At 50.1% G+C, this 12,257-nt stretch carries 13 protein-coding genes; 10 read left to right on the forward strand and 3 right to left on the reverse strand.

Annotated elements, in window-relative coordinates:
• Positions 1 to 139: 139 nt before the first annotated feature.
• Positions 140 to 826: a proteobacterial dedicated sortase system response regulator gene (gene pdsR / locus SPK40_RS08355; protein ID WP_330960124.1), complete on the forward strand. Its 687-nt coding sequence runs from the start codon at positions 140 to 142 to the stop codon at positions 824 to 826.
• A complete protein-coding gene (gene pdsS / locus SPK40_RS08360; protein ID WP_330960125.1) occupies positions 814 to 3,015 on the forward strand; it encodes a proteobacterial dedicated sortase system histidine kinase in 2,202 nt (733 codons plus the stop codon). Before pdsR ends, pdsS begins: the two co-directional genes overlap by 13 nt.
• Positions 3,016 to 3,037: 22 nt before the next feature.
• Here the strand turns inward: pdsS and SPK40_RS08365 are convergent, their stop codons facing one another.
• Entirely contained in the window at positions 3,038 to 3,331 is a 294-nt protein-coding gene (locus SPK40_RS08365) for a hypothetical protein (protein ID WP_330960126.1), read from the reverse strand.
• A 211-nt stretch (positions 3,332 to 3,542) separates the two neighbouring features.
• Between SPK40_RS08365 and SPK40_RS08370 the strand changes: the two genes are divergently transcribed.
• From SPK40_RS08370 to SPK40_RS08385, 4 genes are all read left to right on the forward strand, one after another.
• The gene (locus SPK40_RS08370; RefSeq protein WP_330960127.1) at positions 3,543 to 4,454 is read left to right on the forward strand and encodes a DUF368 domain-containing protein; all 912 of its coding nucleotides are present in this window, start codon (positions 3,543 to 3,545) and stop codon (positions 4,452 to 4,454) included.
• A 131-nt stretch (positions 4,455 to 4,585) separates the two neighbouring features.
• Positions 4,586 to 5,047: a hypothetical protein gene (locus SPK40_RS08375; protein WP_330960128.1), complete on the forward strand. Its 462-nt coding sequence runs from the start codon at positions 4,586 to 4,588 to the stop codon at positions 5,045 to 5,047.
• Positions 5,044 to 5,637: an SCO family protein gene (locus tag SPK40_RS08380; RefSeq protein ID WP_248142185.1), complete on the forward strand. Its 594-nt coding sequence runs from the start codon at positions 5,044 to 5,046 to the stop codon at positions 5,635 to 5,637. The genes SPK40_RS08375 and SPK40_RS08380 overlap by 4 nt, the downstream gene beginning before the upstream one ends.
• Before the next feature lie 224 nt (positions 5,638 to 5,861).
• On the forward strand, positions 5,862 to 6,125 hold the full coding sequence (locus SPK40_RS08385) for an Lpp/OprI family alanine-zipper lipoprotein (protein WP_027251090.1): 264 nt from the start codon (positions 5,862 to 5,864) through the stop codon (positions 6,123 to 6,125).
• Between the two features lie 106 nt (positions 6,126 to 6,231).
• On the opposite strand, the gene SPK40_RS08390 is transcribed toward SPK40_RS08385, so the two are convergent.
• Positions 6,232 to 7,140, reverse strand: a complete 909-nt coding sequence (locus SPK40_RS08390; RefSeq protein ID WP_371929432.1) for a L,D-transpeptidase family protein — start codon at positions 7,138 to 7,140, stop codon at positions 6,232 to 6,234.
• Between the two features lie 347 nt (positions 7,141 to 7,487).
• On the reverse strand, positions 7,488 to 8,612 hold the full coding sequence (locus SPK40_RS08395) for a fatty acid desaturase (protein ID WP_248142184.1): 1,125 nt from the start codon (positions 8,610 to 8,612) through the stop codon (positions 7,488 to 7,490).
• Positions 8,613 to 8,818: 206 nt separating this feature from the next.
• Between SPK40_RS08395 and SPK40_RS08400 the strand changes: the two genes are divergently transcribed.
• The 4 genes from SPK40_RS08400 to SPK40_RS08415 all read left to right on the forward strand — a co-directional run bounded on the left by SPK40_RS08400 (position 8,819) and on the right by SPK40_RS08415 (position 12,191).
• Positions 8,819 to 9,511, forward strand: a complete 693-nt coding sequence (locus tag SPK40_RS08400) for a cupin domain-containing protein (RefSeq protein ID WP_330960129.1) — start codon at positions 8,819 to 8,821, stop codon at positions 9,509 to 9,511.
• Between the two features lie 96 nt (positions 9,512 to 9,607).
• Positions 9,608 to 10,618: a protein-methionine-sulfoxide reductase catalytic subunit MsrP gene (gene msrP / locus SPK40_RS08405; protein WP_330960130.1), complete on the forward strand. Its 1,011-nt coding sequence runs from the start codon at positions 9,608 to 9,610 to the stop codon at positions 10,616 to 10,618.
• The gene (gene msrQ / locus SPK40_RS08410) at positions 10,618 to 11,274 is read left to right on the forward strand and encodes a protein-methionine-sulfoxide reductase heme-binding subunit MsrQ (RefSeq protein ID WP_330960131.1); all 657 of its coding nucleotides are present in this window, start codon (positions 10,618 to 10,620) and stop codon (positions 11,272 to 11,274) included. The genes msrP and msrQ overlap by 1 nt, the downstream gene beginning before the upstream one ends.
• Before the next feature lie 269 nt (positions 11,275 to 11,543).
• Positions 11,544 to 12,191: a hypothetical protein gene (locus tag SPK40_RS08415; RefSeq protein WP_248142180.1), complete on the forward strand. Its 648-nt coding sequence runs from the start codon at positions 11,544 to 11,546 to the stop codon at positions 12,189 to 12,191.
• Positions 12,192 to 12,257: the final 66 nt, after the last annotated feature.

The following is a 12,257-nucleotide window of genomic DNA, read 5'->3' on the forward strand; positions in this document are numbered from 1 at the left end:
CCGAAGGGAGGAAAAAAGGCAATGTGCTGATGAATTGTGGCAAGAAAATGGCAATTGCAATTCGGGCCGGATTTGGACTTTTTTAGGCCGGAAGTTGCGGTATAGTCTGCATTATCCAACTGCATAATTGATGTCACCAATGAAACACATAGCGATTGTTGAAGACGAAACCGCGATTCGCGAAAATTACATGGATGTGCTGAAAAAGCACGGCTACAACGTTCACGGATATACCGACCGGCAACAAGCTCAGGCTGCATTTGATGTGAAACTACCGGATCTGGCCATTATTGATATTGGCTTAGGTCATGAAATCGACGGGGGGTTTGCACTGTGCCAGTCATTACGCGCGCTCTCCCCGACGCTGCCAATCATATTTCTGACGGCCAGAGACAGCGACTTTGATACGGTTTGCGGACTTCGTATGGGCGCCGATGATTACCTGACCAAAGACATCAGCCTGCCCCATCTGATGGCCCGGATTGCAGCACTTTTCCGCCGGAGTGAACTTCTGGCTTCACCGACTACAGAAGACACACTTTTGTATCGTGAAGAACTGACTATCGATCAAAACAAGATGCAAATTTTCTGGCGTTCCGAGCCCGTGGATCTGACGGTAACCGAGTTCTGGATGGTCTACGCACTGGCGAAGCGCCCCGGACATGTCAGAAGCCGCCAGGATCTGATGGATGATGCCAGAGTGGTTGTCGATGACAGCACAATTACGTCGCACGTCAAACGGATCCGGAAAAAATTTATGCAATGTGATCCCAGCTTCGACCAGATTCACACTGTCTACGGCATGGGGTACAGATGGGGAGCCTGATCACACGCCTGACAGCAGGACTGCGGCTCAAGATCATTATCATCACCAGCCTGTTACTGACCTTACCCTGGTTCGGCTACCGGTTTGTGCTGGAAATGGAAAAACTGCTGCGTCAGGGGCAGGAACAGACGCTGATTGGCACTGCCAGAGCCATTGCAACTGCACTGAACGAACGTCCGGCACTGTTCAGCCAGCAAGCCAATTTTCTGCCCCGGGTTCAGCAGGGACGGGATCTGTACGTCTATGATCTGCCAGCTGCCATTCAAGTGGACGGTCATCTGGATGACTGGCCTTCAGACATGGGCGCAAAGATGCACTATTACGGTCATCCTTATGTGCTGTTCAGCCAGCAGATCTATCCGAAGGGGTACACTGATTTTTACCTGATAACCGCCCGTCATCAGCAACAGATCTATGCCGCCCTGAAAGTGAACGACCCGCATCTCGTTCTTCGGCGGACAGGCAGCAATCGTGTTGACAGAAATGATCACCTGACACTGGCATTGACAACGCCCGAGGGCAAATTTGAACGCTATCTCATTGCACTGGAAGCCAGCGGACTGACCTCTGTCTGGCTGATAAGTGACAATCCGGACACCCAGGAATCCTTTTTACCCGTAACAAACGTCTTAGCTAGCTGGCAGCCTTCCGATACAGGCTACACACTCGAAATCGCACTTCCGGCGGATCTGTTGGGCCAGCAGATGGCTGTCGCCATCCATAATGTTGACCATGCCACCAAACGAGACGTTGAAAGCATTATCGCAACCGCAAACACAAAGTCTGCTGATACTTTAGGTACGGTCCTGCTGCCATCACCGGACATTGAACAGATCGTCAAGGGCATGGGACACAGCAGTTCCCGGATCTGGGTTCTGGATCGCCACCAGCGGGTACTGGCGCAGTCCGGTGATATTCAACATTCAAACGGGGTCTGGGCTACCTCAATTCGCTATGACGAAGAAGAACATGGTCTTGGCTCCTGGCTGGAACAGTATCTCCTGCGCCCGCTCTATTACACCTTTCTCCTCTCAGATCCCGTGCCTTTTGATGATCAGCCTGCCAATCCAGCCATGATTCAAGGTGTTCACGTCGATCAGGCACTTCATGGCCGCGGGTACGCTCACTGGCGCCCGTCCTCAGACGGAAAAGCCATGATTCTGTCAGCAGCCTATCCGATTTGGCTGAATGACACAGTGATGGGCGCAGTGGTTGTTGAAGAATCGACGCAGGGCGTACAAACCCTGAAAAACAGAGCACTGGAGAAGCTGTTCAATGTCCTGTTAGCCATAATTCTGATTGCCGCTATGATCCTGTTTCTCTTTGCGTCCAGTCTGTCCAGCCGGATCCGCCGTTTGCGTGATCAGGCGGAACAATCCATCGATGCTCAGGGGCGTATCCGGGATGCGATTGTCTCTTCCTCTTCCCGGGATGAAATCGGAGATTTATCGCGCAGTCTGGCAAATATGGTCAGCCGTCTAGGACAGTACAATCACTACCTCGAAAACCTGTCGTCACGGCTGTCGCATGAGCTGCGCACACCTGTGGCCGTTGTCCGCTCTTCACTGGATAACCTGGCGATGTCACAACAACATGGAGAAGACGAAAAACGTTATATCGACCGAGCACAGGACGGTATCCGTCGGTTGGGTACCATTTTGTCCAGCATGACGGAGGCAACCCGGATAGAACAGAGCCTTCAGGGCGCTGACATGGAAAGATTTGCTTTCAATGAACTCGTCAGTGGTTGCATGCAGGGTTATCAGCTGGCATTCCGGCAACATCAGTTCCGCGTTCAAATTCCGGAATCCCCCGTCTTCATTGAGGGAGCGCCGGACTTTCTGGCACAGTTACTGGACAAACTGATCGCCAACGCCACAGAATTCTCTCCGGTAGGCCACCCTATCGAGGTGACACTGTCACAAGAGAATCATCTTGCTGTTCTGACGGTCAGCAATCAAGGCCCGCTCCTGCCGCAAGATATGACGGATCAGTTACTGCATTCAATGGTTTCAGTACGCAGCCAGCAGCACCAAGCCAAGCCCCATCTGGGACTCGGACTCTTCATTGCCAGATTGATCGCTGAATATCACGCAGGACAGATCGCCATCCGGAACCGAACCGACGGCCAGGGTGTTATCGTCACCATCACTTTGCCACTGAACGAGTCAGCAGCAAAACTGTCTTAGAATGATTAATGCGAACAGCCGGTTATTCCGGCTGTTCATCAAGGGTATCAACAGAAGGTTGAGATGCCGGGATATCTTCTGAAGAGGTTTCTGCCGGCAATTGAGTATCTGCCTGAGCCATCACCTCTTCTTCTTTGGCATACATAGTCAGATACTGGTTTTCACACACACTGGTCGTGACTCTGTCTGAACCATAGGTCTCAGTACACCGCTCCATATATTCTTCATAAGACATCAAACGGCTTTCAGACTGGGCGCCCGCGACGAACACTCCGGAAACAACCAGCGTCGCTGTCATCACACTGTTCCATTTCATCTTGCTTACCTCTACTGCAGCATGGGCCGTACAGACTCATACTTTAGAGTTAAGCAAAAAGCCGGCAAAAAACGATCGATTCTGCGATAAATGACAATGATTTCACCTTGTGTCCCACGGAACAGACTTTGTTTCAACAAAGTGCTCATACCGTTTTGACACGAAGGCGGTATAATGCCTCCACTTTCATAAAAATTAATTCTGAGTCCTCATGAGCAACGTGTTTACTTTTTTAAAAGGATTAGCGATGGGCGCGGCAGACGTCGTTCCCGGCGTCTCCGGTGGTACGATCGCTTTTATCACGGGTATTTATGACACCCTGCTTGAAAGCATTCGTCGTATTAATCCAAGCCTGATCCGTCTGGCGCGGCAACAGGGCCTGAAAGCGGTACTGAACCACATTAATGCCGGTTTTCTGGTCGTCTTACTGACCGGTATTCTCACCAGCATCCTGACGCTGGCGCGCGTGATTACCTGGATGCTGCACACCCACCCGATTCCGTTGTGGTCGTTTTTCTTTGGTCTGATCCTGATTTCAGCCGTGCACATGTTTAAACAGGTGCAGGACTGGGGCCCAACCCGCCTGCTGAGTCTGCTGCTGGGTGCTGCTTTCGCCTATGGCATTACCGTGCTTCACCCGATCGATATGTCACCCACCAGCATGAATGTTGTACTCGCTGGTTCAATCGCGATCTGTGCCATGATTCTGCCCGGCATTTCCGGCAGCTTTATTCTGCTGCTGCTGGGTATGTACGCGCCGATACTGGCCGCTGCAAAATCGTTACAACTGGGGACTCTGGGTCTGTTTGCTACCGGCTGTGTGATTGGTCTGCTGTGCTTCTCACACCTGCTGTCGTGGTTACTCCGCAATTACCGTGACCTCACCCTGACTTTCCTGACCGGCCTGATGCTGGGCACACTGAACAAAGTCTGGCCGTGGAAAGAAACTCTGACCTGGCGGACCAACTCAAGTGGTGAGCAGGTGCCGCTGATCGAGCACAACCTGTCACCATTCAGCTTTGAGCAAATCACCGGCCATCCGGCTCTGCTGGGATACGCCATTGCTGCGATGGTACTGGGTATTTTGCTGGTCTGGGGACTGGAAAAATTTGCTGAGGAATAACTTCTCGCATAAGAAATCCTTCATCACAGGCCACCTTCGGGTGGCCTGACTTTTATCAGGCTGCGACAGAGGAGGAAAGCGTGCTACCATACAGGCGTTTTTTGTTTACACCTGATGACTTTGGGGGATAAATGTCCCACACGCTCCAATTCAAAACATGGTCTGTGCCATTCAAACTGATCCTGGCCTTCGGACTGGGATTTGCCGCAATTGAGTGGCTGCCTGGGCTGGTAACTCAATCGTCAGAATTCGACAGCGCCCTTGCCTGCCAGCTGAGTCAGCAACACTGTCAGCAGCAGGATGCCGTCATTCAGATGAGTGATGATATCGTCCGCCCCTTACAGCCCACCACAATCACAGTTCAGTGGCCGCAACTGCCTGCAAAAACGAAAGCCTTACGGCTGACGCTTGAAGGCCGTGAAATGATGATGGGTCAGTATCAGTTACAATTAACGCGCCAGCCGGATAACAGCTTTTCAGGTGAACTCCTGCTTCCTTTCTGCACCGAAAATGCCATGACCTGGCAAGGGAGTATCACCCCGGATTCTGGTTCCTTTTCACCGCTATACGTTTCCCTGAGGATGACACAGTGAAATATCAATGGATAATCCTGGCCGTTGCTCTGATTGCCGGCCTCGCTACCCGTTACTTTGTCGATAACCACGATGCCAATGTCGCTGCAGCGGAGCAATCCAGCGGCCAGCTGGAAAGCGGCAAAGACACGATCAACCTGTTCAACACCGATGATGATCGTCTGCGCGTTGTCTATTTTGGTTATACGCACTGCCCGGATGTCTGCCCGACTTCTCTTGCTATCCTGGGCGCTGCGCTAAAAGCCGTGTCACAGGAACAACTCAATAAAGTCTGGCCGGTATTTATTACATTAGACCCGGAAAGAGACACACCGGAAAAAAGCGCTCAATACGCGCAATATTTCCATAAAGATATTACCGGGATGACGGGAACTCAGTCGCAAACACAATTATTGGCGAAGAAATATGGCGTGCTCTATATGAAAACAGCTCAGGAAGACTCGGCGCTGGAATATTCTGTCGACCACAGCTCTTATTTTTACCTGCTGAAACCAGACGGCACCCTGATGGAAAAAGTCCCGCACACTTTAAATCCGAATATTCTCGTAGACGCCATCGCGAAGAATGAACGTCTCTTATTTGAGAATTAACCAATAAGATTTGACATATCATTCACATAGGTTGCATTGACTCAGAAAGCGAAAAGCCGCATTCTTGCTGTCGCCCACGGGCTTTTTCTCGTCTTTGAGAGAATTTTTTTTGGGAAAAAAGCTTCTTGGATGAGCAATTTGAATAACATATGCCATACTAACTCTGCCGACTGAAAAATTTTACACTCGGTCTGTAGTGGCAAAACAAAGGAGAAGAAAGAAAAATGAACCGTTCATTATCTATCCTTACTGGTATCATTCTGAGTGCAACTTTGATTGGCTGTTCCAGCTCAGATGAAGTAGACCAAATGCAACAACTAACCAACAAAGTAGATATGCTTTCTGACCAAGTAGGCGCTCTGCAAAGTCAGCAAGATCAGATGGCCGGCGCAGTCAATGACGCTCGTGCATCTGCTGATGCTGCTTATCAGGAAGCAATGCGTGCTAACCAACGTATCGACAATATGGCTAGCTCGTATCGTAAGTAAGTCAACCGACAAAAAGAGTGGGGCCTGCGCTCCACTCTTTTTTTATGCCTGTTAAAAAAGAAGGCCGCAATTGCGGCCTTTTTTCGTCATCCTTTCATCATCAGATTCAGTCCAATGCGACCGGGATGCCTTCCTGCGATTCCAAAGCCTGCGACAGCTTTGAAACAGCCTGATGATCACTCTCCACTGCATTGACCAGTGAACGCGGCGGGTTCACAACCTTCGCAGTTCCGGCTTCAGCTTCGCTCTTAGACAGAGGCTGATGCACTTCAACATACAAACTGCCGTCTGGCTCACGGGTTTCTTTCAAAGGCTGATTGATCACCCTGACCTTTGTCCCCTGATTCACCCGGGGGAAAAGCCATTCAATATCCCAGGGATTCATACGGATACAGCCTGAACTCACCCGCATGCCAATCCCAAAATCTTTATTGGTTCCGTGAATCAGATACTCACCCCGGCTGTGTGCCAGACGCATCGCATACTCACCCAGCGGGTTATCCGGACCAGCCGGGATGACCGCAGGTAATTCAATACCGCGTTCTTCTCTGTACTCTTTGCGGATATTCGCCGTTGGTGTCCAGGTCGGGCCAACAATCTTCTGACTGATCGACGTCGTCATCACCGGTGTTTCACGCCCAATCCGGCCGATACCAATAGGGAATACATAGACGGAGTCTTTGTTCGGCGGGAAATAGTAAAGACGCAGCTCAGCCAGGTTAATCACGATCCCTTCATGGGGAACATCCGGCAAAATGAGCTGGGTCGGAATCGTCAGCATCGTGCCAGGTTCCGGCAAAAACGGATCCACACCTTTGTTCGCTTCCATTACGGCCAGGAAGCCAACATCAAAGTAGTTCGCGATATCAGCGATACTCTCTTTTTCATTTTCAGGGACCTGATAATACTCCACGGAACCAACCAGCTTGCTGCCGTTGGCTGGCAGTGGGTATTCAATAGCATTTGCTCCCATTGAAGCTAAGCCAATCAAAGTACAAAGCAATGTACGATACACGGATGCGCCTCCAAATCGATGGTGTCTGTTAGGGGATCAGTCACGATTCACTTGATTTTTCACCCAAAAAGCTGGAAACAGACTCTTAATTATTATGGCAAAGTTTGATCTTTACTCAGTCAGTGACACGACTTTTCTCATTTATGACACAAACTGAGATGACCATCACTCAATCGCAAGATTACAAATTTAATGCCAGTGTACTTCTGTCCGGTATCCATCGAGTCAGATTCACGTCAAAAAAGTGGCGCTAATAAAGAATATTTTTATGAAATAGAGGAAGCAGATAACAAAAAAAGCGGGCAATGCCCGCTTTACTGTACAACGATTAAAGTTTTCAGACTGGCTCAGGCATACTGTGCCGTCAGTGATTTCCAGGAGCGTCGCTGCTGTTCCAGCCGGGCTTTCATCTCCTGATATTGCTGAACAATCTCCAGACTTTCATACTGCGCTCGCAATGTCTGTTTTTTCGCTTCCAGCACCTGCTTTTTCGTAGCGTAGTAGTCAGAAATCTTCTGCATTAATATTTCGTATTCAGATTCAACTTTCTGCAGCACAGCCAGACTGTCTGAACGTTCATTCAAACGCGCCTGCATCCGTTTCAGCATCATGGTCGCTTTGGCTTTTTCTATTTTATCCTCCGGGCAGGTCCGCAGGTTTCGCGCCATGCCCAGCCACGCTAAAGTGCGGATCAGCCATTTGGTCGGATCAAACTGCCACCAGCGAATACCGTTCCGGTAGTCATTCTCGAAGATATGGTGGTAATTATGATATCCCTCACCAAAGGTCAGGAAGGCCAGGAAACCATTATCCCGGGCGGTGTTTTTATCTGTATAAGGCTGTGCACCCCAGATATGGGCCAGTGAATTGATAAAAAAGGTTGTATGGTGACTCAATACCAGACGCACAACGCCCACAAGAAGCAGTGCTCCCCAGACATCACCATGCAGTAAACCGAAAAGCAGCGGAATACCAAAGTTCGTCGCGATGGCTAGCGGTACATAATATTTGTGCTGCCACATGACAATCTTATCTTTTTGCAGATCACGGCAGTTCTTGTAATCCGTGTACCGGTGTGCCTGATATTCCCGCAGCATCCATCCGATATGGCTGTAAAAGAAACCCAGTTTCGCGGAATACGGGTCAACATCGTTGTTATCAACATGCTTGTGGTGAATCCGGTGATCAGACGACCAGTGCAGGATACTGTTCTGCAACGCAAAAGCGCCGCCAATCGCATAAATAAAACGCACCACAGCATTCGCTTCATAAGCTTTGTGTGACCAGAGTCTGTGATAACCGGCAGTGATAGACATGCCACAGTAACTGAATGCAGCAAGCAGCATCAGCCCCTGTTGCCAGTCAAAACCAACGAAATATGCGTATAAGGGAGCACCGACCGCAGCAATTGCAAACGTGACGGTAAAGATCATTACATTCAGCCAGATAATCGGCGGTTTGGGATGTGCCATGTCATTCTCAGTCATTCAGCGTACAACTGTGCGCCAGAATACCAGTGTTCCCGCTCAGGTCAATCGTAAAACTCTGCGATTTGCTGCTCCGTATCACATGCTTGCATTCTGTGTGCGCCAAAAACAGTCAATCCAAGAGACTGCCTCAGCCTGGCCAGCGCTTGACTACACTTTAGGGGAAACACAGACAATCCGGAGAAATCACCATGGAACCGCGATCAGACGCCCCCTTCCAACCCATCAATATGGACAGAAATCAGCGTGTGGTCATCAATACCCTGGCACAGGACTGGACACCTTCGCCGGCCTCCGGTGTCTGGCGTATCCCGCTGGAGCGGGAGGCAGCAGAAGCAGGGCAAGTCACCAGCATTGTCCGCTATGAACCCGACACACACTTTTCATCCCATTACCATCCGAACGGTGAAGAAATATTTGTCGTCAACGGCATCTTCGAAGATGAATTCGGCACCTATCCTGCGGGGACTTATCTGCGAAACCCTGCCCGAACCCGTCATGCGCCGGCCAGCCAAAGTGGCTGCATGCTCTATGTCAAACTGAACATGTTTCCCGAGGGTGATCAGGAAACGCTGAGAATCGATACACATAATGCACGATGGCAGCCCGGCCATTACACCGGACAATCCGTCCTGCCCCTGCACGGTTTCGGTTCAGATAAAACCATCATGATTCAATGGCAAGCCGGTGCCAGCCTGCCGAAACAGATTTACGAAAGCGGCCTGGAACTTTTCATTCTGGCCGGCAGTTTTCAGGACGAATGGGGTGAATACCGGCAAGGCTACTGGCTTCGAACACCACCAGGCAGTTATCACCACCCGGCAACGCAGGAAGGATGCCTTCTGCTAGTCAAAACCGGCCACTTCCCGCACGAGCAGACCTGATCAAAGGTCTGCTTTTTTCCAAACTCATGAAATTTATCCGCGACGTCCGGGTCATGTCTAACACACCTGTCTTTAACTGCTGTCAAAGGAAATCCAATGATTATCAAGTCCAAGCCGTCATGGGCTATCAGGGAAAGTGATGTCACACCAGAATCTGTCTACCATCAACGACGTGACATTCTGAAAAAACTGGGCATTACACTTGCGACGCTGCCTCTGGCCACTCAGGCGCAGGCCGGTCTGTTCGATGTTTTCAGCAGTGATGACAAAATCCCGGATCGTCGCCGGGCTTTACAAGCCCGTCAATCGGCGCAGTTTCACCCAAACCTGTCTTTAACACCTGAAGACAAAATCCTGAAATACAATAATTTTTATGAATTCGGCACCGATAAATCCGATCCGGCTGAGCGGGCGGCCAACTTTATCACTGACCCATGGCAAGTTGAGATCGGCGGCATGGTCTCCCGCCCTGTTACGCTGGATTACGATGATATTTTCAAACGCTATCCGATTGAAGAGCGAATCTATCGGTTACGTTGTGTGGAAGCCTGGTCGATGAACGTTCCCTGGATTGGCTTTCCGCTGGCATCATTGCTCAGACAGACCCAGCCGACCAGCAACGCAAAATACGTGGCCTTTCAGACACTCTATGATCCGAAACGTATGCCCGGACAGGCTTCCAGAAGGATCGGGGGTGGTATCAACTACCCTTATGTCGAAGGTTTACGTCTGGATGAAGCCATGCACCCGCTGACCCTGATCGCGGTTGGTCTGTATGGCAAAACGCTGGCACCGCAAAATGGTGCACCGCTGCGCCTGGTTGTCCCCTGGAAATATGGCTTTAAGAGTATTAAATCGATTGTCAAAATTACGCTGACCGACAAACAGCCACCCACAACCTGGAATCAGATAGCTCCGAATGAGTATGGCTTCTATGCCAATGTGAATCCGAAGGTGGATCACCCCCGGTGGAGTCAGGCCAGTGAACGATTCATCGGCGAAGGGAATCTGTTCAGCACCCGTCGTCAGCCCACTCAAATGTTCAACGGTTACGCGAGTGAAGTCGCCAGTCTGTACAAAGGGATGGATCTGAGGAAATTTTATTAATGCAAAAACTTACATTCAGCCTCAAAAGCATAAGGCTCAAACCCGGCCATATCACCGCCATCAAGACCGTGATTCATTTGGTTTCGCTGAGTTTTCTCGCCTTATTGATCTTCAGGGCGCTCAGCGAACAACTGGGCGCCGATCCGGTACAGGGATTGAGTCAATTTACCGGCAAGGCTGCATTGAACACACTATTCATCACACTGCTGATCTCACCGATTGCAAAATGGTGGAAACAGGGGGCGCTGGTGAAAGTTCGCCGGGTTTTGGGCCTCTACAGCTTTTTCTGGGCGCTCTTGCATTTACTGGTTTACGTCCTGCTTGACCTGAATCTGAACTGGTCCCTTCTGGCCAGTGAAATTGCGAAGCGACCTTATCTGACAATCGGAGCCATCTGCTGGCTGATCCTGTTTGCTCTGGCGATCACTTCAACCCAGGGCATGCAAAGGCGTTTGGGGAAACGCTGGCAACAACTACATTACTGGGTGTATCTGGCGGTCCTGCTGGCTCCGATTCATTATTACTGGTCGGTAAAATCCAATATTACAGAGCCAGCTCTTTATCTGATTGGCGCTTTGATTTTACTGAGCTTCCGCAGGAAAACGTTCAGACGCTGGCTCCCCAGATTTTTCACTCAGACATCAACTGAAACCTGATCACCGAATCAGCAATGGCAGGCAAAACGCTAAGAAAGCGGGAAGATGAAGTCATCTCCCGCTTTTTCTTCATCGGTGTTTGTATGAACATCACACGGATACACTGCTCTTATCAGGGGCAAAGCGCGAAAATGGCTGGTCAGATGCATAAATTTGATACAGCTTCAGGTTATTCAGCCACATAACACTTTTCTGCCACCCAGTCTGGCAATATGATAGTGACACAATGAAGGCCGTCTTTGATCCAGCCCTGCATAAGGTTTACGTTTTTGATCAACAAGTTTATCAGCGTCAGTATCGAGCAATTCCAGACTGACTGCTTACAGCTTTGTACACAACACTATCCCACGGTCCACAACCGTGGCATGCGTGATCGCCATTTAGGACGGCTCATGTGCCGCCGTATTCTGGCAACACTCGAAAACGAAGGCATTGAAGCCAGCCTTGAACAACTGCAAAACGACGACGTGATGATGCCGCCTATTTTTCGGATACAGACGCCCGAAAACACCCTGTGGGTCATCGCACATCGTTTACAGAGTGCGAACACGGCACGACGCTCTGCACTCTTCCAGGCGATCGAACTGACGCTCAGCCACTTGAATCACAATGAGAATAATCAACTGTTGCTGCTTGCTGACCACTGGTTTGACCGCAGCAAAGCCAGCAAACAGCTCGCTTCCTGGTGGTTGGGACAAATGCCGGCCAATATTCAGGGGTATCTTCAGGACGGCATCAAACTGATTCCCAGTGAGCAGACTCTGGGCGAACAGCTTGAAAGACAGTTTGGTCTGTCTGAAGGTGATACCTGCATGCTGCATCCTTTGAAAAGACTGCACAGTCAGCAAACTTTGCACCGTTATGCAGTGATGACCGCCTATTTTACCCGCGTATCCATGTCCGTATCCATGTCATAGACCGATTTCATTCGCACGACATCCCCCAATGCTTCAGCACCACAGCCTGCAAAACAGCACCATGCA

This window comes from Photobacterium sp. 53610, from assembly GCF_036409375.1.
GTDB lineage: Bacteria > Pseudomonadota > Gammaproteobacteria > Enterobacterales > Vibrionaceae > Photobacterium.